This is a genomic window from Alistipes sp. CHKCI003 (assembly GCF_900021155.1).
In the GTDB taxonomy this organism is placed as follows: Bacteria; Bacteroidota; Bacteroidia; order Bacteroidales; family Rikenellaceae; genus Alistipes; species Alistipes excrementavium.
The window spans coordinates 49855-73291 of record NZ_FCNT01000060.1 but is presented as its reverse complement, the minus strand read 5'-3'; the positions used below and the strand labels follow the sequence as shown (position 1 = coordinate 73291).

Here is a 23437-nt window from a genome sequence, read left to right as displayed (position 1 = left end):
CGTTTGCAGCTGGAACAGGCCAAAGCAGGGGCGTTTGATCGGCGAGACCGCTTTGTACAATGTGATGGAGCGTATGGGAGGATATGCGGGCCGAATCGTTTTTTACGAACAGACGGGCGAGGGCGGGGAGTTGCTTGCGGTACATGGGGTGATGCTGCGCAGGACGGGTGGAAAACTTATCGGACAGTCCGTGCCGATTCCGGAATCCGTATCTTCGAGGGGGTTTCCCGTCGATTGCATATGTTATGAACTAAAGATTTCGAGGGATAATTTGTCGCTGGTCGGGTCTTACGAAATGGAGGGGAAGGTGTCCGGTAAAATTCTTGCGGTTAAAAAACTGTGAAATCCAACGGGGAGGGCGGGCGCTCTCCCCGTTTCGCTGGGGGCGGACGACGGGAGCGGTTTCCGGCGCTCTTCCGCTCTGTCCGTATTGGTATCCCCTCCCCAGCCTTCTTGGTGCCGGGACGTTTCCGCCCGCTGCGCTTTCTGTTGCCGCTTTTGCTTTGATCCTTCGGTTTGCCGGGAGGCGTCTTTCCCGAGCCCCGGTTTTTCGTATGCGGCGTTTCCTCGAACCACTTCGGGGCTTCGGCTCTATGCTCGTTTCGGGTCGTCGATCTGCCGGTGCTTCGTCTTCCTCCGCATTCGGATTCAACTCCGCATCGGTTCGGGTGCTCGCCCTCCGATCCGACGGCACGGACGTCGGATCGCAGTCGGGAATCGCGTCGCCTTCGGGGCCGAAAAGCAGATGTGTGCAATAAAAAATAGGAAGCGTTCGGATTGTTTTTGGGCGAGAGCGCAATTCGACGGACTTTTGCCGCCGAACCGAACCTTGGAATAATTATGACGACAGCTCGTTATGGATTCCGGAACGATCGAATTCGTCCGGATCCCGCCTCCGGCCTGCACGGAAGAATTATGTTTCGAAATCCGATATCGGAGCGTGCATTATCCGATATAAATCGTGCGATTCCGCTTATCGTATCCGTGCGAATAATCCCTACATTTTAGTGAGCGATTTTGCCCGACTAAAATATCGACAGTATGTCTTACAATAATCGTTATCAGCGGTTGCGCGTCAAGAGCGTTCAGATTTTCGACCGGATGTATTACGAAAAGGAAAATCAGCGGAAATGCCACAAGCGCAACTGGGCTAAAATGGGTTGTTTCATCTTCGGAATCTCTTACGATACCTACCTGTCTTATCTGAAAATCGACACTTCGGACGTTCCCGATATTCCTTCGCGGGCGATCGACGAATTGCAGCGGATGACCGACGAACTGTTGGCGCGCGAGAAGGCCGGTTGTGCGGGGAGGCGTCGTAGGGCCGGGATCGAAACGGTAGAATGACAAACGGCAGAATTGGGACGAGAGAGTGCCGTGCGGCGCTCCGTGGGACGGGACGGCCTGTGAGGGCCGTCCCGTTGCGTTCGAACGGGGACACTGTCCGGCTCCGTGCGCCGCACTTTTTTTCGGGTCGGGAAGCCTCCCGCGCACTGTTTTTGAGGGAGCTTCGTGCGGGTACTGCGGTTCGTCGGGATGTGCGTGCAATGAGACGCAAAGCGGCGGACCCGGAAAAAATCGACGGCTTTTTTTCTACTTTTGCACGAAAAAACGTAACTTTGGAAAATATATGGACGGAGCGATGCGAAAAAAGAATGGCAGAGAGGTCGACCGCCGGCTGCTCGGACCCGTGCTGATGGGATTCTTCATCATGGGATTCTGCGATATCGTAGCCCCTATTTCGGGGCGGATCGCCGACGAGTTCCCGGCGGAGGCGCAGGGGGCCGTGAGTTTCCTGCCGACGATGGTGTTCCTGTGGTTCCTGCTGCTTTCGACACCGATGGCGGGGCTGATGAACCGCATCGGCCGCAAGGCGATGGCGCTGGCGGGCTATGCGTTCACGGTCGCGGGCCTCGTGGTGCCCTATGCGGCCGGCGAAGGGTGCGCGCTGGGGTGGTACTTCTTCGGCTTCGGACTGCTGGGCGTCGGCAATACGGCCATACAGGTGGCGATCAATCCGCTGCTGGCGACCATCGTGCCCGGCGAGCGGATGACGAGCTACCTGACCGTGGGGCAGATCTTCCGCAACACGTCGCTGCTGCTGATGGCGCCGATCGTTACGGCGCTGGTCGCCGCCACCGGATCGTGGCGTCTGCTGCTGCCGGTCTATGCGGCTCTTACGGTGGCGGGCGGCATCTGGCTGCGGTTCACCGGTGTCGAGGAGCCGCAGACGCGCGGCGGTGCCGTCGGGATGATCGACTGCTTCCGGCTCTTGGCCCATCCGACCGTGGCGCTCTGCGCTTTCGGCGTGGCGGCCTTCATCGCCGCCGACGTGGGCATCGGATTCCTTTCGTCGCGGCTGCTGGACAACCCCGATTCGATCCTCACTTCGACGGGTTTCTATGCCTGCCGCATCGTCGGTACGATCGTCGGAGCGTGGCTGCTGGTGCGTTACTCCGATGTGAAATACCTGCGCTGGAACATGTGCGGAGCACTGGCGCTGGCGACGGCGCTGCTCTTCGTGCGCAGCGATGCGGCCGTCTATCTCCTCGTCGGCCTGCTGGGTTTCGCCATGGCCTGCGTCTTCGCCACGGTCTATGCCGTGGCGACCAAGAGCGCCCCGACGAAATCCAACGAGGTGGCCGGGCTGATGATCATGATGATCGCCGCCGGCGCCGTCTCGGGCCCTGCGGTCGGAGCGCTCATCCGCGTTGCCGGCGACGTGCATTACGGACTGCTCTTCGTGATGGCCTGCATCGGCTATCTCGTGTGGGCTTCGTTCCGAATCGAAACCGAAACAACGACAGAAAAAACAGATAGTCATGCGTAAATTCATCCTTGCCGCGCTGCTGGCGCTGGCGACCACGGCCGGAGCTTCGGCCCAGAAATTTCTCGAATACGGTCTGACGGCGGGTGTCAATCTGCCCGATTACTCGACCCGAACGGCCGACGCCGGGATCGGCAACAAACTCGGTTGGCAGGCGGGCGTCGTCGTGCGCATCAACACGCCGATCGTGGCCATCCAGCCCGAACTGCTCTTCGTGCGTCAGTCGATGGACGTGAACTGGAAGGGCGACGACATCCGTGTGCGTTCCAATTCCTTCAGCCTGCCGCTGCTGGCGTCGTTCAGACTGCTGCGGATCCTCCATCTGAATGCGGGACCCGTCTTCTCGCTCACGAACGACTGCAAGTACAAGATCGACGGCCACAAGTACGATTTCGGCCGTTTGCAGCCCACGGTGGGCTATGCCGTGGGTGCGGCCGTGCAGCTGCGCCGCATCCTGATCGACGCCCGTTTCAACGGCCAATTCAAGAGCAAGCAGAGCCTCAACGAACACGGTATCGACGTGAACGTGAAATCCTACTCGGTGGCTTTCAGCCTCGGATACCTCTTTTAGCCTATGACGGAAACGGTCGGAAAGGAGATCGGGATCGAGGGGGTCGATCCGCGCGAACTCTACGGTGCGCAGAACGTCTATCTCGATCAGATCAAGGAGCTGCACCCGCAGCTCAAAATCATCGCACGCGGCTCGTCGCTCAAGGTGCTCGGCCCGAAGGGCGAGACCGAGCGGTTCGAGCGCCGGCTGGAGGGGCTCGTGGCCTACTATCTCAAGTACGGCCACATTTCGGCCGAGGTGGTCGGACAGGCTTTCGCGGGCGGCATCTCGCCGGAGAACGCTCCCGCGGACAAGGATGTGATCGTCTACGGCAACAACGGCAACATCATCCGCGCCCGCACGGTCAATCAGCAACGGCTGGTGAAGCTCTACGACCGCAACGACCTCCTTTTCGCCGTGGGGCCCGCCGGTTCGGGCAAGACCTACACGGCCATCGCGCTGGCGGTGCGGGCTCTCAGGGAGAGGCAGGTGCGGCGCATCATCCTCACGCGGCCGGCCGTCGAAGCGGGCGAAAAGCTCGGTTTCCTGCCCGGCGACATGAAGGAGAAACTCGATCCCTATCTGCAACCGCTCTACGATGCCTTGAACGATATGATCCCGCCGGCCAAACTGGTGAAGTTCATGGAGGACGGGACGGTGCAGATCGCGCCGCTGGCCTACATGCGCGGGCGGACGCTCGACAACGCCTTCGTGATCCTCGACGAGGCGCAGAATACGACCTTGTCGCAGATCAAGATGTTCCTCACGCGCATGGGGCGCAACGCCAAGTTCATCGTTACGGGCGACGTTACGCAGGTGGATCTGCCGCGCAAGAGCGACAGCGGACTGGTGCGCGCGATGGAGCTTCTCGGGGGGATCGAGGGGATCGGTGCGGTGGAGTTCGACCGGCGCGACATCGTGCGTCATCCGCTCGTGAAGCACATCGTCGATGCGTTCGACGGTCGGGAGGCGACGGTCGGAGCGGCTGCGCCGGATCGCCCGGCGTCGGACGAGGAGGCCTGACGGAGCGGTTGCGGCGGTTGAGGAGCAAGACCGCAATGCGGAGGATGGTATCGGTCGGAGGTGCCGTTCGCAGACGACGACCGTTCGGAACGGCGGCCGGCAGTCGGGCGGGCGGCTTGATCCGCAGCGGACGCCGGCACTCTGCGGATGCGCGGGTGCGCCCGCTTGCCGGACGCGGTTCGGGGCGGGAGACGCGCGGCTGCGGGCTGCGGGTTGCGAAAAGCGGCCGGTCCGGAGCCGGATTCTCTCCGGTATGCTTGCGTTAGACCGTATGGAAGAGATACTTAACCTAAATAAAACACGTAATGGATAAGAATTTATCGGCTCTGAAGCCGCAGCAGGTCTGGAAGCATTTCGCACAGATCGTCAACATTCCCCGTCCCTCGCACCACGAGGAGAAGATCCGCAAGTACGTCATGGACGTGGCCCGTTCGCTCGGACTGGAGTGCCGCGAGGATGAGGCGCACAACGTCTATGTGCGCAAACCGGCGACCGAAGGCATGGAGGACCGCAAGGGCATCGTCCTGCAAGCCCATCTGGACATGGTGCCGCAGAAGAACAACGACAAGAAGTTCGATTTCGAGAAGGACCCCATCGAAGCCTACGTCGACGGCGAGTGGGTAACGGCCGACGGCACGACGCTCGGAGCCGACAACGGCATCGGCGCGGCGGCGATCCTCGCCGTGCTGGAAGACGATACGCTCAGGCACGGACCGATCGAGGCGCTCTTCACCGCCACGGAAGAGACCGGCATGGACGGTGCTTTCGGCCTGAAGGAGGGGCTGCTCCGCGGCGACATTCTGCTGAATCTCGACTCGGAGACCGAGGGCGAACTCTATGTGGGCTGTGCCGGAGGACTGGACGCCAACATCACGTTCGAATATACGCCCGAGGCGGCTCCGACCCGCAACCGCACGGCCGTGAAACTGACCGTGAAGGGGCTCAAGGGCGGCCATTCCGGCATACAGATCGGTACGCAGCGCGCCAATGCCAACCGGCTGTTGTTCCGTTTCCTGAACAGGGTCTCCGCATCCTGCGAGGTGCTGCTGGCATCGGTGGACGGCGGCGGCCTGCGCAACGCCATCCCGCGCGAAGCGGAAGCGGTGGTGCTCGTGAAGACCGTGGATTACGAGACCTTCGTGAAGGGGTTGAAAGCCTATGAGGAGACCGTGAAAGCCGAGTTCGCCGGCATCGAGGATTCGATTTCGATCGAAGCGAAGGAGTGCGAGTTTCCCAAGGAGATCATCGCCCGCGAGGTGGCCCGGAATCTGACGAAGGCGGTCGTCGGCTGTCCCGACGGCGTGCAGCGCATGTCGGTGGCGATGCCCGGACTGGTCCAGACCTCGACCAATCTGGCCCGCGTGGTGTCGGACGGCAGGACCGTGAAGCTCCAATGTCTGCTCCGCAGCTCGGTGAACACCGAGAAGGAGGCGCTGGGCGAAGCGCTCGCGGCGGTTTTCGAACTGGCCGGTGCCGAGGTCGAGCTCTCGGGCAGCTACGACGGTTGGAATCCGAACATGGAGTCGCCGATCCTGAAGGCGATGACCGAGTCGTACAAGGCCCTCTACGGGACGGAACCCGCCGTTACGGCCATCCACGCCGGGCTGGAGTGCGGCATCATCGGCAGCAAATACCCGAAGCTCGACATGATTTCGTTCGGCCCGACGATCTGCTACCCCCACTCGCCCGACGAGAAGGTGGAGATCGCTTCGGTGGGCAAGTTCTACGAATTTCTGGTCCACACGCTCGAAAACAGCCCTAAGAAATAGCGCGCATGGAGAGCTCCGCCAAGGAGGTGAAATGGTTCGTGATCGTCAATCCCGTGGCCGGTTCCGGCCGCGGGCTCGATCACTTTCCGCAAATCTCGAAGCTCCTGCGCGACGAGCATATCCTCTGCGAGCCCGTCTTCACCGAACATAAGTTCCATGCCACGGAGCTCACGGTGTGGGCCGTGAAACAGGGCTACCGCCACATCATCGCCGTGGGCGGCGACGGTACGCTGCACGAGGTGGTGAACGGACTTTTCATCCAGCAGGAGGCGGATCCCCGCGAGGTGCTGCTCGGCGTAGTGGCTGTCGGTACGGGCAACGACTGGATGCGCATGTTCGGCGTCCCGAGGCGCTATCAGGACGCCGTGCGCGCCATCAAGGAACAGTATTCGTTCCTGCAGGACGTGGGAGTGATCTCCTACGAGGAGTCGCACTACCGTCAGAGCCGCTACATGGCCAATGTCGCGGGCGCCGGGTTCGATGCGGCGGTCAACCGCCGCTTCACCCATCTGCAAAAGAAGGGACGCCGGGGCGGCTGGCTCTATGCGTGGAGCATGGTCCAGACGTTCTTCGGCTACAAGTCCACGGGCGTGAAGGTGTGGATCGACGATCGGCTGGTCTATAACAACCTGCTCTTTTCTGTGGCGATCGGCATCTGCAAGTACAACGGCGGCGGCATGCAGCAGTTGCCCGATGCCGTGGCGGACGACGGCATGTTCGACGTGTCGCTCATCCGTCCGATCCACTTCTGGCACGTGCTGTTCCGTTTCCGCTACCTTTTCAACGGCGGCATCTACCGCATCCGCCACGTGTTGCAGGAGCGCGGCAGCCGTGTCCGGATCGAATCTTCGCCCGAGGTGTCGGTCGAAGTCGACGGAGAGCTGCTGGGCGAGTCTCCGCTCGAATTCTCGATTCTCCACCGTGCGATCCGCATCGTGGTCTCGAAGGAGTTTCTCGAAAAGTAACGACGGAGCGGCAGCCTTTTTCTGTACCGTTGTCTTTTCGCCAGCGGCGGGAGGCTGCGACTGCTCTTTCCGGCCGTGCAGCGACGGAGTGCATGCGTTCGGCGCGAATCGGGGCATGGGCGCGAATCGTCCGGCGGGCCGGTCCGTTTCGGGTATGTGTTGTTTCCGGTGTCGTCGTCCTGCCGACGGCGGCGCTCGTCGCACATGCTGCATCGGAGGGGGCGCGGCAGTCGTTCCCGAATCGTATTTCCGTCTGCGGAAGCGGTCGGAGCGGACGGAGGGGAGCTGCCGGCCGGGATTTCGCCCGTTTCCCGATATTTCGCCGTGCGGCCTGCGGTGCGGTCGGTATGGGGCGTGCAATGCCGGACGAAGCCGCTGTCCGCTCCGAAAGCGGGGCCGGAGGGGAGGATCGCATGGATAAGCGGGTGTCTGACGAGATCGTTCGACCCTCCGGGAATCGGGTGTTCGGAATGGCTCTCGAATAGGAATACGAACGAAAAGAGGGTGTCTGCCTGCGGTCGGACACCCTCTTTTTCTAATAAAGCGCGGGCCGATTACTCGGTCTCCACTACTTCGACATCGGTCAATACCCAGTCGAAGAGGTCGTTGGCGCACTGCGCCTCCATTTGGCGGATCTGCGACTGATCGGTGGTGTCGGCCAGTATGGCGTTGAAGAATTGGCCCATGGTCGCATAGGCGGCGTTCACCTTCGATGCGAAGCAGTTGTAGAAAGATCTTTGCTGCTGGTGATCGAGCCCTGCGGGCAGCACTCCCTGAGAAACGAGGTAAGCATAGGGGTAGATATGCCGCATGTTGTGTGCGTCGGCGTTCAGTTCGTCGACGATCGTGGTTACGACGACCATCTCCACCGTGTCGTCCACGCCCGGCATCTGGATGAAGGTGGCGTACACGGGGTAGTCGCCTTCGAGCGTCTCGGTTACGCCGTCCGTGAAGACCATGAATTCGGCATCGTCGAGGTCTTCGAGATAGGCCATCTGACGGTAGCTGCGCAGAGCTTCGCGCATCTCTTTGCGCTGTTCGTGGTTCCACCGGCGCTGTTGCGAGCAACCCATGAAGCCTGCGGCGAAGAGGGCCAGTGCAGGCAGTAAAAGGAGCATTTTTTTCATCGTATTCCTTGAATTTGGTTTTATTGCGTGTGGGTTGCAATTCGTGTGCCGTTTTTTTAGGCTGCGGCTTGCCGAATGTCGTGCGGCGACGCTTGGTGCGCGGGAGGGTATCGTGCTCGGAGGCGTGCGGCCGAAAGAACGACGACCGGACGGAGGGTGCGGATGTTCGGCGTGCGAGACATTATGTCGCGGCGGATTGCGCGTGCGAGGCGTGCCGGCGGCCGGGAATTGCGGCGGTGCGGGTTGCGGGTCGATGATAAGAAGCGGAAAATCGGAATTGCGTCTTGTTTTATGCGTTATCTTTGCCGGGGGGGGGAGCTTCGGGGTCGGCCGCGGGTGCCCCGGTGCAGCGGACCGTATCCGATGCAGCCCTCGGCCGCCGCATCTTTTTGCGGCACGACTGCGGCGCGGAAGCTCGCTTTCGGCCGGACGATCCGAGGTCGGTTCGGCCGGCGGACACGCTTCGATCGCGCCGGAAATCCGGAGGTTATGGATTGTTCTCGGGTTCCGCGATTACTGCCTCTCGCTTCCGCTGAGCGGGGAGCCGACCCCGTTCGACGAGACGACGCTCGTCTGCAAGATCGGCGGCCGCATGTACGCTTGTGCCGATAGGGCGGAGTCGGTTGCATTGCGGTCGAGTGCGACCCCGGGGCGGCGATCGCCTTGCGTGAAAGATATGCCGAAGCGGAGCCTGCCTGTCGTTTCAATAAAAAGCATTGGACCGGCATTCGTACGACGGGCGATCTGCCCCATGCGTGTATCCGCGAGCAGATTCGCCGCTCCTGCCTGCTCGTTCTCGAAGGCGTTGCGCCCCGGGCCCGCCGGGAAGAGATCCGCGCCTGCATCGAAAAATCGGGACTGCCTGAATAGCAGTCCCGATTCGTTTCGGCCGGTTTCTCGCCCTGTGCTTCGGGGCAAGCCGCGCCATACTTCCGCTCGCGGTTCGTCCGTCGTGCCGACGGCGTACTGGGGGCTGTCTTGCGCTGGTATGCCTCTTTCCGCATATCCTTTCGTCGCTTCGTTTCTTGCGAGACCTGCATGGATGCGTTTTCGGAGCGGCTTTTCCCGGCTCCGGTTTTCCAAGTGCTTGCCTCCTCGATGTATTCTCGTGGCAGACCGGTTTCGCTCTGTTTTCGCGTTCATATATTCTCCTTGCACGGCTTCACCCGTGCGGATTCCGCAGCCTTCCGTCGCAGGGACGGTTTCCATACGTTGCGGCCGTGCCTGAGACGAGCCGGACCGCAGAGGTGTCAGAACAACCGGTAGACGATCCCCCAGCCGGCGATGCGCAGCGTGAACTCCGCACCGGTAGCTTCGTTGAGCGTGCCGCACCACCAGTTTTTCAGGTGCGGCGGAAGCGGGTATTTCAACCCTTTGCCCGAGATTGCGGTCGCGGGATCGGGTGTGAAGATCGAGATCTGCTGTCCCGCACGGCTCTCGAATACGGCTTCACCCGCTATCGGGTCGAATACGCCGTAGTCCGTTACCATCCGCACTTCGGCCCCCGCCGCCATGTAGTCAGCCAGAAGGCTGATGTTGCCCAGCGTGTGGTCTTCGCGGCGGCCCGTGGCGCCGAGAATCACGAGCCGGCGCTCGCCTTCGTTCAGTGAGAATCTCACGGCTTTCGAGAGGTCGTTCGTGTCCTGTTCCGCCTCGCGGCGAAGAATCGGGGCGTAGCGTTCGGCCAGCGCCTCAGGCAGCGAGTCTCCGTCGCCCGCGATGGCCCACGGCTCGCCGCCCTCGGCGAGGAAGCGGGCGGCCGCTCCGTCGCAGCAGACGACCCGTCGGGCATTGCGGAGCAGCGCGGCGGCGACCCGTCCCGTGGGGTAGTCTCCGTCGGCGAGAATCACGACGGTGGGGCGGTCGGATTCGGTGGGGAGTTTAAGCATAGGCGTTCTGTGTTTTCATCATCCGCAGCCATTTGAAGTATCCGAATACGGCGATCACCGTGTAGAGCGCATACAGCCCGGCCGTGGGATAGAGACCCTTGTAGAGGTAGAGACCCACGCAAACGACATCGACGGCGATCCAGACGAGCCACTGCTCGACGTATTTCTGGGCCAGCATCCACATTCCGACGATGCTCATGGCCGTCGTGAAGCTGTCGCCGTAAGGTACGGTGCTGTCGGTCCAGCGGATCAGCACGAAGGCGATCGCCGCGAAGGCGACGAGAAAGGTGCCGGCCAGCGGCAGCCAGCGGTGCACGGGCGTGTGCGTGATCGGACGGACGCCCGTGTCCGTTTTCTCGGGGGACCCGTGCCGCTTCTCGGCGGCTGATGCCGTTGTGTCCGGCTCCGAAACAGCTGCGGCCGACGTTGCTTCGGCATCCGTTGCCGTTTCGGGTCCGGCAGATCCGGCTGCATGCGCCGAACGCGCGTCCGGTGCGGAAATCGTTGCCGTTTCGGCGACCGCGGCAGCCTGCGCCGCCGGGGCGACTGCTTGCGTGCTGTTCGCAAGGTCGCCGCCCGCACCGGTTCCGCTTGCGCTTGTCGCGGCCCCGTGTCCGTGGCGGTGGTCGGCGTCCGTGCCGTCGGAGCCGGGGCGCTCCGGGCCCGGTCGGTTCGTTTTCGACCGGGCCGTTCCCGCGCCGACCGCCTCCGCATCCTGTCCGAAGGCCGGGGAGTGGCCGCGACGCGACCGCCGCAGCCACATCGCCCAGCCGTAGCCGCTGGCGAGGAGGTAGTAGACGTTGATCCCCATGTCGGCGTAGAAGCCTGCATCGTGGTAGACGAAGATGTAGATCGCCGGCATCACGATGCTCGCGGCCCAGAGCCAAATGCTGGCTTTGTATTCGAAGTAGAGGTAGAGCAGCCCGACGAGCGTGCCGATGATTTCGAGCGTCTGCATCCGGTGCGTGTCGTTAGAATTTGACGGTTACGTTCGCCAGCACGTTGGTCGGCGCCTGCGGGAAGTAGTAGGCCACGTCGGTCTGCACCCCTTCGTAGGCTTCCGAATAGCCGTAGCCGTTGCTGCAATATTCGGCGTTGAAGAGGTTGTAGACCGCCACGCCCAGCCGCACGCTCTTTGCCGAGCGGGTGCGGAACGTGTAGCCCAGATTGAGGTTCGTTACGCAATAGGCGTCGAGCTTCATGTTCGGATTCTCGTAGTTGGTGAAGTACTGGTCGCCGACATACTGCGTGTGCAGCACGGCTTCGAAACCCGCGATGTGGAAATCGAAAATCGTGCCTGCGATCACCGACGGCGAGTAGGAGATCGTCGTGGTGCCCATCTCCGTAACGGCGTAGTCGTAGAAGTTCGTGGCGTCGTTCCACGTGCCGTAGTCGATTACCTTGTTCACGTAATTTTCGATGCGGTTCTGCGAGAAGGTGGCGTTGCCGCTCAGAGAGAACCACTTGAGCGGGCGGACCGTCAGCGATAGCTCGATACCGCGGCGGTAGCTGTCGGGGACGTTGATGTTCAGTGCGTCGTAGTTGTCGTTGATCTGGCCCGTCTTCACGAGCTGGTTGTCGTAGTCCATGTAGTAGAGGTTGACGCCGGCCGAGACGTAGCGGCTGTCGTATTGGTAGCCGATCTCGTAGTCGTAGAGCTTCTCGGCCGAGGGGAACGTCTCGCGGAAGCGGTCGGTGAAGTCGTTGCGCGTGGGTTCTTTCTGGGCGATGGCGAACGAGGCGTAGAGCGTGTGGTTCCGGGCGAAGCGGTAGCTCAGACCGGCCTTGGGGTTGAAGAAGTGGTACTGCTTGTCGACGTCGATGAGCTGCATGCCGCCCGTCGAGCCGTCGGGGTTCGTCTGATTCTCCACGTAATTGTCGTTCACGCCCCACGCCTCGTAACTCACGTAGCGGTACTGGAGGTCGGCGAAGAGCCGCAGCCCCTCGGCCACCTGCCAGTTGGCCTTGACGAAGAGATTGGCGTCGTGTTTCCTGACGTCGTTGTCGTACCAGCGGTCGCCGCGCTCGCGGGCGTCCGGAATGTCCTGCACCCAGTCCATTTCGCCCCAGTGGGGGCAGGTGTAATAGCTGTACGAACCGCCGAACAGGAGGTCGAGATTGCGCACCGTGTAGCCGGCCGAAGCATTGAGGCCCCCGAAGTGATTGCGCATCAGCTTTTCGCGGATCAGGTCTTTGCGGACCTCGATCTTTTCGCCTTCCTCGTCGAGCACCCAGTCGCCCTTGTCGTCCGTAACGTAGGAGTAGCGGTCGGCGAAACCGGCGTATTCGAGCATCTTGGCGTCGTCCTTATATTGTTTGTAGTAGCCGTAGCCGTAGGTGTAGAATCCCGTGAGGTTCATCTGCCAGCGTTCGTTGAAACGGTGGTTGAGGATGAGCTGGTTGTTGATCTGGAGGTAGTTGTCGGTGTGATCGTCGTAGTAGTCGACGTGCGTGCCGTCGGCCAGTACGTGCGGACCGTCGGAGGTTGCGTACTGGCCGTCGGTGTGGTAGCGGCGTCCGTAGAGCTCCATCTCCTCTTTCGTGGCGCCCGTGTAGGTGAGGTAGGTCCGGGCCTTGCCGCCGAACGAGAGGAACTTGACCATCGTGTTGCCGCCGTAGTAGGCTCCTTGCAGCATGTAGGATTTCAGGTCGGTGGCGCCGCGGTCCACGTAGCCGTCCGAGCCGATGTGCGTCAGGCGCGCGTCGACCACCCAATGGCCGCCCATGAGGCCCGAACCGATGTGGATCGCCTGCTTGTTGGTGTTGTACGAGCCGTACGAGAGCGAGGCGTCGCCGCCGAACTCGGTGCCGAGCGGCGCCGTGGTCATGTTGACCGCACCGCCGAAAGCGCCCGTGCCGTTGGTCGAGGTGCCGGCGCCGCGCTGCACCTGCACGTCGCCCACGGCCGAAACGAAGTCCGGCGTGTCGTAGAAGTAGGTCGAATGCGAGTCGGGGTTGTTCAGCGGTACGCCGTTGGCCGTAACGTTCAGGCGGGTGGCGTCCGTGCCGCGCATGCGCATCGAGGTGGCACCCACGCCCACGCCCGCTTCGGAGGTGGCGATCATCGAGGGGGTCGTCGTCAGCATGAACGGTACGTCGAGGCCGTAGTTGTTTTTCTCGATCGTTTCGCGCGAGATGTCGGCATAGGCCACCGGAGTTTTCTCCGAGGCGCGCGTGGCGGTTACTTCGATCTGCTGGAGATCGTACATGCGCAGCGAATCCTGTTCGGAGTGTTGGGCGCGTGCATTCAGAGCGTTCGCGCAGCCGAGCGACGCGAATGCGAGGAGGGTAAAGATCCTTTTCATGTTACATTTTTAATGGTTAAAGAACTGAAAAGGGGTATGTGTTATTGATTATGCATCCCGGTCTCGGCATTACCCGTATCCGGTACAATGGGTATAATCTCAGCCCGACGGTAGGGCACCCCTTGGAAATATCGGCCGCAAAGATAGCGAATAAAAAGCGAAATGATGCAATTTTTTTGCATTTTATCGTTTTGTGCAGTTGTTTTGCACCGATTCGTAAGTCCGGTGCGCGGACTGGGAGGCTTTCCGCGGCGCTGTTCGGCCGGTTGCTGGTCCTCCCGAATTATGCGGGTTTTGCGTGCGGCGGGCGATCGCCGTATGCCGATTTTCAGCTCCCGGGGTGCTGTGCGGCCCGCACTTCGGGCCGCGCGGGTGCGCCTCATCGCGGGCGTGCGCAGGCGGCGTCCTCTTTCGTGGCGGGAACGCAGCCGCCGGTTCGGGGCGAAGTCCGTTGTTTTCGGACCTCAGCCGGCGGATGCAGCGGCCGGTACCGCACGTGCGGCTGCGGACTTCCGCTGCGGACTGCTGCGGTTCACGCTCGGTCGAAGCACGTACCGACCGCCGGATCGCTGATCGGGACACGAAGTCGGATCACTCCGTGTCTCTCTTTTTTCTTTTCCCCCCCCCTCTCTCCTGATCCCTCGTCATCAATGATTGCTTTGCTGTGTCGAAGGCTCGATGGAACGATGAGAAAAATGCGCATCCGTAATTTTTCCCTTTCGGATTGACTGCGGAGCCTCCCGGCGTCGTTGATAGCGCTTGCTCGGAACGGATCACTGCCGCGTCTGCGGCCTTACGGAGCCAATGTCGGCAATCCGCCGCCGTATCGGTGCCGCAGACCGCATGTAGCTCCGGAAGCTCGTGCCCGTCCTGTGCCGCCGGTGCCGGTAAGGGCTGTTCTCGTACTGTTGCAGATCGGTTTTTGCGTCGTCGTCAGGGAGTGCCGCATGTGGCCTCCCTCCCGACGACAACCGTTGAGAAACCCTCAAAAGGTGCCGAAGCGGTAGACGGTCTTCTGGCAGTAGAGTTCGTCTGCGCGCAGCAGCGGCGAGGGGAATGCGGGGTGATGGACGGCATCGGGGTAGTGCTGGCATTCGAGCATCACTCCTGCGTGATCCGCGTAGCGCCCGTCTGGTTCACAGCCGCCGGCGAGGCGGTTGCCCGTGCGGAGTACGATGCACGGCTGCGAGGTGAGCACCTCCACGCGGCGACCCGATTGCGGATCGCGCAGCTCGGCCGCCTCCGCGAGGATGTTGGGCCGCCAGCCGTCGATCGGAAAGGGGTGGTCGTAACCGCCCAGAGCACGGATGCCGTAAGGATCCGGGCCGATTCCCGGGCCTGTTCCCGAGGCTGTTCCCGGGCCGGCCTCCTCGCCGGTCCTCGTGCCGGTGGCCGCACGAAGCTCTGTACCGTATCCGGTGCCGGGCTCCGGGACATTTACGGAGCCTGTTCCTGCACGGAGGCTGCCGCCGGCCGTCGGACAGGAGGCCGCACCGATGCCTTCGCCGATCGTGCGGAACGAGCGGAAATCCAGCGGCGTACCCGCCACCTCCGTCGTACGTCCCGTGGGGAGCTGCCACGTATCCAGTTCGAGCGCCCGCGAAGCTGCGAGCCGCAGTTCGTGGCCGAGGATGTCGCCGCGGCCCGCGCCTGCGAGGTTGAGGCAGAGACGGCTCGTGAGGTTCACGACCGTGGTACGGTCCGTGCGGGCGAGGTAGGTGATCTCCAGTGCGTTGTCGTCGCCGAAGTCGAAGACGGCCTCGACCGCGAGCGTCCCGGGATATCCTTGGTCGCCCTCTTCCGAGAGGAGCGACATCACCACGCGGTTGGTCTCCACACGTCCCTCCCAGAGCCGGTCGGCGAAGCCGCGCGTGCCGCCGCCGAGGTGGCCGGGGCCGTTGTTCGTTTCGAGACGGTACTCCGTGCCCTCGATCCGCATGCGGCCGCCGGCGATCCGACCCGCGCAGCGGCCCACGCTCTTGCCTATGGCCGCGGGGTCGCCGAAATAGCCGTCGTAGTTCTTGCAGCCGAGCGCCACATCGTCCATGCGTCCGTTGCGGTCGGGGACTGCGACCGAGACGACGGCCGCCCCGTAGGTGCCGAGACGCACCTCGGCGCCCGATGCGTTGCGCATCGTGTAGAGCACGACGGCTTCGCCTTCGGGCGTCATGCCCCAGATGTGCTGTTCGATCTCCATCATTCGGCCGGTTCGAGCGCGTCGAAGAGGCGGTCGATGCGGCGCAGGGTCTCCTCCTTGCCGATGAACGACGTTACGTCGTACATGCCCGGTCCCTTGCCGGCGCCGACCAGCGCCAGACGCAGCGTGTTCATCACTTGCCCCATGGCATAGCCTTTCTCTGCGATCCATGCGTGCAGGATCCGCTCGGTGTTTTCGAGCGAGAAGTCGTCGATCCCGGCCAGCACCTCGCGTACTTCGCGCAGGATCGCGGGGTTGTCGCCTTTCCAGTATTTTTTGGTCTGCTTCTCCTCATATTCGGCCGGAGCCGTGAAGAAGAACGACGTGAGATCCCACAGGTCGGTCGTGAGCGTGGCCCGCTCCTTCATGAGCCCTGCCGCGCGGCCCGCCCGCTCGTCCGACACTTCGATGCCGTGGGCGCGGAGCACGGGTTGCAGCACCTCGGCAAGTTCGGCATCCGTCTTGCGGTGCATGTACTGGGCGTTGAACCACCGGGCTTTCTCGGGCTGGAACCGTGCGCCCGACTTCGACACTCGGTCGAGCGAGAAACCGTCGATGAGCTGCTGCATCGTGAAGAGCTCCTGCTCCGTGCCCGGGTTCCACCCGAGCAGGGCCAGCATGTTGACGAACGCCTCGGGAAAGTAGCCGTCTTCGCGGTAGCCGCGGGCCGTCTCGCCCGTGGCGGGCGACTTCCAGAAGAGCGGGAAGACGGGAAAGCCCATCTTGTCGCCGTCGCGCTTCGAAAGCTTGCCGCCGCCCGTGGGTTTGAGCAGCAGCGGCAGGTGGGCGAACGCGGGTCGCGCATCCTGCCATCCGAGGGCTTCGTAGAGCAGGTAGTGGAGCGGCAGCGAGGGAAGCCACTCCTCGCCGCGGATGACGTGCGAGATCTCCATCAGACGGTCGTCCACGATATTGGCCAGATGATACGTGGGCAGTGCGTCGGCCGACTTGTAGAGTACTTTGTCGTCGAGCGTCGAGGTATTGACCTCCACATGGCCGCGGATCAGGTCGTCCATCCCGACGATCCGGTTTTCGGGCATTTTGAAGCGGACGACCCACTGGTCGCCGCGGGCGATGCGGGCTTCGACTTCTGCGGCGGGCAGTGCGAGCGACGTGGCCAGCCGTTCGCGCACGGCGTGGTTGTAGGCGAACGTCTCGCCGCGAGCCTCGGCTTCGCGGCGCAGGACGTCGAGTTCTTCGGCCGTGTCGAATGCGTAGTAAGCCCAGCCCGCCTCGACGAGCCGAAGAGCGTATTCGAGGTAGATTTCGCGCCGTTCACTCTGGCGGTAGGGGGCGTGGGGGCCTCCGACGCCGACGCCTTCGTCGATTTCGATCCCGCACCATGCGAGCGAGTCCATGATGTAGGCTTCGGCACCCGGCACGAAGCGCTGCGAGTCGGTGTCCTCGATGCGGAGGATCATCGTGCCGCCGTGCTGGCGGGCGAAAAGATAGTTGTAGAGCGCCGTGCGGACGCCTCCGATATGCAACGGCCCCGTGGGGCTGGGTGCGAAGCGCACCCGTACAGGTCTGGACATGGTTTCCGTCTGATTTATTTTGAGTTATATGTAGGACGACGTATCCTTCGATACGGCTTGAGTTTGGATTCTGTGCGCACCGGTGCCGCCGTCTGTCATTGTCAGCCGCCGTCGTCTGCAGTCGGGCCGGAGTGCAGGACTGCCGGACTGGGCTTCTGCCTCGGTAGAGGGGCGTCTGTTTTGCCCCCCCCCGCTGCCGCAGCTTGCTGCCTTCGGGGCGGGTGCCGGGCTTCGCTCTTCCCTGTCTGAAGAAGGGGCGCCTGTATCCGCGGTCCCTCTCCGTCAGAACATGAGCGCGATCGGCGACGTTCCCCTTTGGGCGGGTTCTCCGCCCTCCCCCCCCCGGCGGTTGTTCCGTTCTTTGGAGACTGCTCCGGTTCCGGCCGTTTTCTGTTGGGGCGGTTACTCGGTTTTCAGCAGCTTCCCTCCGTCATGGAACCTGCACCGGACCGGGTATCCGCATCCGGCTATGCTGCTTTCCCGCTTTCGGCCTCGGCTTCGATTCCTGCCGTTACTCCGGTCCCTGCGGACGGTCCTGCTGCGGGGCGGGATTTTCCCGTCGGGACATCTTTTTATTATTTTTTACGTTCCTCATCGGATCGCTCCTTTTCGTCCCGTCCGGCATCGTATCCGCCGTATTGGGTCGCACCGGCGTCTTCTTCGCGGGTGCCGGGCTTGCGGAACGTGCGGTGCAGGAGTTTCGCCGCGATGGCGAGTATCACGAGTACCGCCAGTCCGATGGCCGTGAAGAGCAGCCACCGCTGGCGGAATTGCAGCGCGGCGAGCCAGAGGAGGATTACGGCGGCCTGCAGCCAGCGCGAGGAGAGGATTCCGAGCAGTTTGAACATAGGTATCGGTTCGATAGGTTATTTGATGCGGTATTCGATGCGCATGGTGATGCGGGCCTTCTTCTGGCGGCTCGACGTGTTGAACGATCCGCCGGCCGAGAACTCCTCGTTCGTGTTCGCGCCCGTGATCTGGAAAACGCCCATGCGGGCCGAGCGCACCTTGCCGATCTTAGCGCCGGCATTGGCGGCGATCTTCTCCGCACGGGTGCGGGCATCGGCCGAGGCCCGCTCGATGAGCGAGAGCTTCACGTCATCGAGCCGCGTGTAGTAATAATCGGGCTGATAGGCTTCGATCGAGACGCCCTGCGCGATGAGCGACGACATCTCGCGCGAGACGGCTTCGACCTTGTCCACCTCCTCCGATTCGACGGTGAAGCGCTGCCGCAGTTCGTAGCCCGTGAAACGCTGTCCGGCCCAGCTGCCGTTGGCGTTGTAGACGGGTGCGAACTGCTTGTTGACGTTCACGAAGTCGAACACCACGGCTTTGGCCGGGATGCCTTTGGCCGCCAGATACTCCTGCACTTTGCGTTTGCTCGTTTCGATCTGGGCGTAACCGGCGGCGGCATTGGCCGCTTCGGCCGTGATCGCGCCGCTCCAGACGATGAGGTCCGATGCGAACTCCGTTTCGCCCAACCCCGTTACCACGACGGTGTCCTGCGCACGGAATTTATAGGTGTAGGCGTTGCCCAGCACGAAGGCGCAGACGATGGCCGCGATGCCGGGAATGATGAATTTCGCACTTTTCATGGTCTTGCATATTTATTCGGTGTCGTCGTTACACGTTGAACAGGAAGTGCATGATGTCGCCGTCCTGCACGACGTACTCCTTGCCTTCGATCCCGATCTTGCCTGCGTCGCGGCACGCCTTCTCGGAACCGAGCGTTACGTAGTCGTCGTATTTGATCACCTCGGCGCGGATGAAGCCCCGTTCGAAGTCGGTGTGGATGATGCCTGCCGTCTGCGGGGCCTTCATCCCCCGCACGTAGGTCCATGCGCGGCTCTCGTCGGCGCCGGTGGTGAAGAACGTTTCGAGACATAGCAATTTATAGGCCGCTTTTATCAGACGCGCCACGCCCGACTCCCGCAGACCGAGCTCTTCGAGGAACATCTGCCGTTCCTCGTACTCCTCCAGCTCGGCGATCTCGGCCTCGGCCGCCGCGGCGACGACGAGCATTTCGGCCTTCTCGTCGGCGATGGCCGCCCGCACGGCCTCGGTGTAGGCGTTGCCCGCGGCGGCGCTCCGTTCGTCCACGTTGCAGACGTAGAGCACCGGTTTGTCGGTCAGCAGATTCAGGTCGGCGAGCAGCTTGCGGTCCTCCCTGTCGACCTCCACCGTGCGGGCGCTGCGGCCTTGTTCGAGGGCGGTTTTGTACTGTACGAGCAGTTCGGCCTGCCGCTTGGCGTTCTTGTCGCCGCCGACGGCCGCCTGTTTCTGGATCTTGCCCAGCCGCGCTTCGACGGTTTCGAGGTCCTTGAGCTGGAGTTCGGTGTCGATGATGCCCTTGTCGCGCACGGGGTCGATCGAACCGTCGACGTGGGTGATGTTGCCGTTGTCGAAGCAGCGCAGCACGTGGATGATGGCGTTCGTGTTGCGGATGTTGCCGAGGAACTTGTTGCCCAGCCCTTCGCCTTTCGACGCCCCCTTGACCAGTCCGGCGATGTCGACGATCTCGATCGTGGTCGGGATCACCTTCTTCGGGCGGTCGATCTCGGCCAGCCGGACGAGCCGCTCGTCCGGTACGGTGATGACGCCCACGTTGGGTTCGATGGTGCAGAAAGGGAAGTTGGCCGCCTGTGCCTTCGCGTTGGACAGACAGTTGAAAAGGGTCGATTTGCCGACGTTCGGCAGACCCACGATGCCGCATTGTAAAGCCATTCTATCTCGTTTGATCTAAATTCGTTATCCGGGGCGGCGGCCGCGCCGTGCGCTCCCGGCACGCAAAGATACGCAATCTTTCGCAATCTTCGCGCTCGGGCGGCGGGAGATTCTCCGATCTTCGGACGGCTCCCGCTTTCCGGCGGACGTTCGGCGGCCCGCACATGGCCCGGGCATTCGTCCGGCTTGGCGTTCGACGCGGCGACGACACGGTCCGAGACCACGGTGCGCGGACGTGCTTTGCGGATTGCGATCCCGTTGTTTGTTGCTAAAGTTCACAGGACTTTCGCCTCTTGTGCTCCCGGTCCGAAGAGGTCCGGAAAACAGCCGGATGTCGGGGATGCCCGGACCTGTCGGACCAATGCCCGAAACGGGCGGCCGCTGCGGGGGACGCATGCCCCGTCCCCGTTTCCCGTCGTTTTGGGGCCGGCGGTTGCCGGAGCGTCTTTTCCGACGGTTCGGGGAACGCAAGACGTTTCTGTCTTCGATTTATCCGCACATAATTATATCGTTTTCCTTTCGTTTTTTCCGCATCGCCGGCATTGCGAAAGCGATGCCGCGAACTCGCGCCGCCCGGGGGCGCTGCTGTGCGTCGTCCGAAAGGCCGGTGTCTGTCGGCCGATGGCGCCGGTCTGTCGGCAAAGTCTTCGGGAGAACCGGACGGTTCCGGTGCGGGCGCGAAGGGTTCGGGTATTCTATTCGATGCAGCTGGTCAGCAGCCGGATGCGCGGCGCGGGGTCGATGCGAAGGCTTCCGGCCGCTGCGGGTACGAGCACCGTCTCGCCCGCATGGATCGGCAGCCCTTCGCCGCCGTCGGCCGCGAGCGTTCCTGAGCCTTCGACGCAGATCGCTGCGACGAACGAATCGAGCTTCGTGCAGTCGAGCGTTAGCGGCCGGTCCAGATCGCAGAGCGACGTGGTGAAGTAAGGGCATGCGACCAGCCGCGTCGCGGCGTTCGGCTGCGGGGTGTAGCGGGTGCGGTAGTCGGGCAGAACCGTGTAGTCGATGGCTTCTTTGGCCAGCTCGGTGTGCAGTTCGCGCAGCTTGCCGTCGGCGCCGCGGCGGTTGAAGTCGTAGATGCGGTAGGTGATGTCGGAGGTCTGCTGGATCTCGGCGATCAGAGAGCCCGCGCCGATGCTGTGGATGCGCCCCGCGGGCAGGAAAAAGAGGTCGCCGCGGTGGATTTCGTATTCGCGGAGCAGCTCTGTCAGGGTGCCGTCGGCGACGCTGGCGGCATAACGGTCGGGCGTAACCTGCCGGGCGAAGCCCGAGCGCAGGCGGGCTCCCTCGTCCGCGTCGATCACATACCACATCTCGGTCTTGCCCTGCGAGCTGTGGCGTCTGCGGGCCAGCTCGTCGTTCGGGTGGACCTGAATCGAGAGGTCCTGCCGTGCGTCGATGAACTTGACGAGCAGCGGGAACTCCGTGCCGAACCGCTCGTAGATTTTGCGTCCGACCAGCCGTTCACGCTCTTCGGCGATGAGCTCGGGCAGCGCCGTGCCGGCCCACGGGCCGTCCGCCACGACCGATTCGCTGCCGCGCACGCCCGAGAGTTCCCAGCTCTCGCCGACGTTGTGCAGCGCCGATGCGATGCGTTTGTAAGGGATGATTTTCTCGCCGCCCCAGAGCGTCGTTTTCAGAATGGGTTCGAATTTGAGCAGATACATCGTAATCGTGTTTTTTCAGAAATCGGTATTTTCGTGTCGTTCCGTCGCTTCGCAGCCGCTTGCCCGTTTCGGCGGGAAAAGACCTGCGCTCCGCGATTTTCTCCCCGGGGCCCGGTGCCGCCGTGCGGCGAAGCCGGCTCCTTCCGACGGTTCGACGATCTCGTGTTTTGTCGATCGTTTCGCAGTATTTTCCTATCGTTGCGCGGCTGTGTCGACGGTCCCTGCGGCCCCTCGACCGTCCAGTTCGTTGAGCGCGAAGGCATAGGCGCCGGCCGCGATGGCCCGCTCGGCCCCCAGCTTCGAGACCGTTACGCCGATGCGTTTCTGCGGATCGTAGACGACCGTGCGCTCCGAGCCGTAGACCTTCAGCTCGCGCTCTTCGCCCCGTGCGAAGGCGGCGAATTCGATCTCGTCGTCCAGATCGTAGACCTTCATCCGCATCCGGTCGAGCGTGTCGCCCGCGAAGGTGCCGAGGCGGCCGCGCATCTCGTGCAGCAGTGCGGGCATGAAGTATTCGCGGGCCGCGGTGATGCCGCCGCCGATGACGATCAGCCCGTCAAAAAGCGTGGCGGCCGTGGCCATCGCATCGCCTGCCGTGCGGCCCAGCTCTTCGAAAGCCTGCCGGGCCGCCGCACGGTCGCCTGCGAGCCGGCCTTCGGCGATCTCGAAAATCTCTTTGGGTTCGAAGCGGTGCCCCGTGTCGCCCGACGCTTCGGCGTAGACCCGTTTCACGGCACGCACCGAGACGCCCTCTTCGACGATCATTCCGGAATAGCCTCCGTGGCGCAGGCACCACGTCTCGGCGCACGAGTTGTCGCCCGCGTGCAGGCGCGTCCCCTCGCTGACCAGTCCGAAGCCGAAGCCCGTGCCGAAGGTGTAGCCCAAGAGGTTGCGGTAACGCTTGGCGCTGCCGGTACGACGGAGCCGTTCGTTCACCTCGGGCAGCGCTCCGCAGAGCGCCTCCCCGTAGGCGAACAAGTCGCCGTCGTTGTTGATGAAGACCGGCAGACCGAACCGATCCTCCAGATAGGGACCCAGCGCCACGCCGTCGCGGAACGAGGGGAAGTTGGGCAGATAACCGCCGATGATCCCCCGCGGGTAGTCCGCCGGTCCGGGAAAGGCGAAGCTGATCGCCGCGGGCCGCTCGCCGAGGCGGCCGATGACGTCGGCGAATCCTTCGGTGAGGGTCGCCAGACAGAGGTCGAGGTCGTCCGCCCGGGAGGGCAGGGTGAGGGGTTGTACGATCGGTCTGCCGGCCTGCATCGCCCCGAATACGAAGTGGGTGCCTCCGGCATCGAGCGTGATGACGACGCGCGGGTCGGCGTCGCAGCCGGTTATTTTGTCGGTTCGGTTCATGCCGACAAAAATAGTTAAAAAAAGGAAATTGCGCACGTCCGTTCTGCAATCCGGCCGATCGCTCGGAGCGTTCCGGTCTTCCGGACGGATTATTTCGATCTCGGGATTCGGCGGCTTCGGTTTTCGGATCGGGTCGTTTCGGTTTTCCGGCGGAGCGGTTTTCGGGGCCGGTCGTTGCGATTTTCGGCGAAGGCCGCAGATCGGCGGCGCACCGGTCGTTCCCGTCCGGAGAAGGCTTCGCGGCTCTTGCGTCCCGATCGCCGCAGCGGGTGGTCTCGGTCCGCAGGCGGTGCGGCTTTCGCCTCCTTTTGCAGGGTGCCGCAATCTTTCCGGAACCTGCCTCTGGTCGCCGGATTTTCCGCGTCTTCGGGTGCGTTCGGGAGGTCTTCGCTCCGCAAAATCGAATTTATTTGTTTTCGCACCCGACTTTTTTTCGTATCTTTGATTCGCCTTAGATACTCCGTCCCGGCAAAAACGAATAAAATTCGGTTTTGCGCTTGGTT

Annotated in this window: 18 protein-coding genes, 1 pseudogene and 1 riboswitch; of the genes and pseudogenes, 7 read left to right on the top strand and 12 right to left on the bottom strand. The window is 62.7% G+C overall.

The features are described 5' to 3' along the window. Positions 1-1041 precede the first annotated feature (1041 nt). The 6 genes from BN3659_RS08490 to BN3659_RS08465 all read left to right on the top strand — a co-directional run bounded on the left by BN3659_RS08490 (position 1042) and on the right by BN3659_RS08465 (position 7134). A complete protein-coding gene (locus tag BN3659_RS08490; protein WP_091536187.1) occupies positions 1042-1347 on the top strand; it encodes a hypothetical protein in 306 nt (101 codons plus the stop codon). 295 nt (positions 1348-1642) lie between these two features. Beyond that, the gene (locus BN3659_RS08485; protein WP_091536200.1) at positions 1643-2830 is read left to right on the top strand and encodes an MFS transporter; all 1188 of its coding nucleotides are present in this window, start codon (positions 1643-1645) and stop codon (positions 2828-2830) included. Continuing rightward, complete coding sequence (locus BN3659_RS08480; protein ID WP_091536186.1) at positions 2823-3398, top strand: outer membrane beta-barrel protein; 576 nt, start codon at positions 2823-2825, stop codon at positions 3396-3398. Before BN3659_RS08485 ends, BN3659_RS08480 begins: the two co-directional genes overlap by 8 nt. A 3-nt stretch (positions 3399-3401) precedes the next feature. Next, positions 3402-4400: a PhoH family protein gene (locus BN3659_RS08475; RefSeq protein ID WP_091536184.1), complete on the top strand. Its 999-nt coding sequence runs from the start codon at positions 3402-3404 to the stop codon at positions 4398-4400. A gap of 305 nt (positions 4401-4705) precedes the next feature. Further along, the gene (locus BN3659_RS08470) at positions 4706-6169 is read left to right on the top strand and encodes an aminoacyl-histidine dipeptidase (RefSeq protein WP_091536182.1); all 1464 of its coding nucleotides are present in this window, start codon (positions 4706-4708) and stop codon (positions 6167-6169) included. 5 nt (positions 6170-6174) lie between these two features. Beyond that, positions 6175-7134: a diacylglycerol/lipid kinase family protein gene (locus BN3659_RS08465; protein WP_091536180.1), complete on the top strand. Its 960-nt coding sequence runs from the start codon at positions 6175-6177 to the stop codon at positions 7132-7134. A 554-nt stretch (positions 7135-7688) separates the two neighbouring features. Here BN3659_RS08465 and BN3659_RS08455 read toward each other — a convergent pair. Continuing rightward, positions 7689-8261 (bottom strand): hypothetical protein, encoded by a 573-nt coding sequence (locus BN3659_RS08455; RefSeq protein ID WP_091536177.1) that lies wholly within the window; start codon positions 8259-8261, stop codon positions 7689-7691. Between the two features lie 663 nt (positions 8262-8924). Here BN3659_RS08455 and BN3659_RS13510 point away from each other — a divergent pair. After that, complete coding sequence (locus tag BN3659_RS13510; RefSeq protein WP_253181072.1) at positions 8925-9131, top strand: MmcQ/YjbR family DNA-binding protein; 207 nt, start codon at positions 8925-8927, stop codon at positions 9129-9131. A gap of 380 nt (positions 9132-9511) precedes the next feature. Here BN3659_RS13510 and BN3659_RS08445 read toward each other — a convergent pair whose 3' ends face one another. The 11 genes and pseudogenes from BN3659_RS08445 to BN3659_RS08400 form a co-directional block, all read right to left on the bottom strand. Next, complete coding sequence (locus BN3659_RS08445; protein WP_091536175.1) at positions 9512-10150, bottom strand: thiamine diphosphokinase; 639 nt, start codon at positions 10148-10150, stop codon at positions 9512-9514. Next, the gene (gene pnuC, locus BN3659_RS13665) at positions 10143-10913 is read right to left on the bottom strand and encodes a nicotinamide riboside transporter PnuC (protein ID WP_091536198.1); all 771 of its coding nucleotides are present in this window, start codon (positions 10911-10913) and stop codon (positions 10143-10145) included. The genes BN3659_RS08445 and pnuC overlap by 8 nt, the downstream gene beginning before the upstream one ends. Then, positions 10890-11108: pseudogene (locus tag BN3659_RS13325) on the bottom strand (nicotinamide mononucleotide transporter); the annotation flags it as partial. The pseudogene BN3659_RS13325 and the gene pnuC, both read right to left, overlap by 24 nt. A 13-nt stretch (positions 11109-11121) precedes the next feature. Further along, positions 11122-13455 carry a TonB-dependent receptor gene (locus BN3659_RS08435; RefSeq protein ID WP_091536173.1) on the bottom strand — a complete coding sequence of 778 codons (2334 nt, stop codon included), beginning with the start codon at positions 13453-13455 and terminating at the stop codon, positions 11122-11124. A 38-nt stretch (positions 13456-13493) separates the two neighbouring features. Further along, positions 13494-13588, bottom strand: a riboswitch (TPP riboswitch). A gap of 852 nt (positions 13589-14440) precedes the next feature. Further along, positions 14441-15655, bottom strand: a complete 1215-nt coding sequence (locus BN3659_RS08430; protein WP_091536171.1) for an aldose epimerase family protein — start codon at positions 15653-15655, stop codon at positions 14441-14443. Beyond that, positions 15652-17187 carry a glutamate--tRNA ligase gene (gene gltX / locus BN3659_RS08425; RefSeq protein WP_091536170.1) on the bottom strand — a complete coding sequence of 512 codons (1536 nt, stop codon included), beginning with the start codon at positions 17185-17187 and terminating at the stop codon, positions 15652-15654. Before gltX ends, BN3659_RS08430 begins: the two co-directional genes overlap by 4 nt. Before the next feature lie 575 nt (positions 17188-17762). Then, positions 17763-18035 carry a hypothetical protein gene (locus BN3659_RS08420; RefSeq protein ID WP_091536168.1) on the bottom strand — a complete coding sequence of 91 codons (273 nt, stop codon included), beginning with the start codon at positions 18033-18035 and terminating at the stop codon, positions 17763-17765. 18 nt (positions 18036-18053) lie between these two features. Further along, positions 18054-18782 carry an SIMPL domain-containing protein gene (locus tag BN3659_RS08415; RefSeq protein ID WP_091536166.1) on the bottom strand — a complete coding sequence of 243 codons (729 nt, stop codon included), beginning with the start codon at positions 18780-18782 and terminating at the stop codon, positions 18054-18056. A 28-nt stretch (positions 18783-18810) separates the two neighbouring features. Further along, the gene (gene ychF / locus BN3659_RS08410; RefSeq protein ID WP_091536165.1) at positions 18811-19911 is read right to left on the bottom strand and encodes a redox-regulated ATPase YchF; all 1101 of its coding nucleotides are present in this window, start codon (positions 19909-19911) and stop codon (positions 18811-18813) included. A 695-nt stretch (positions 19912-20606) separates the two neighbouring features. Next, positions 20607-21578, bottom strand: a complete 972-nt coding sequence (locus tag BN3659_RS08405; RefSeq protein WP_091536163.1) for a type I phosphomannose isomerase catalytic subunit — start codon at positions 21576-21578, stop codon at positions 20607-20609. 192 nt (positions 21579-21770) lie between these two features. Further along, positions 21771-22934, bottom strand: a complete 1164-nt coding sequence (locus BN3659_RS08400; RefSeq protein ID WP_091536161.1) for an ROK family protein — start codon at positions 22932-22934, stop codon at positions 21771-21773. Positions 22935-23437: the final 503 nt, after the last annotated feature.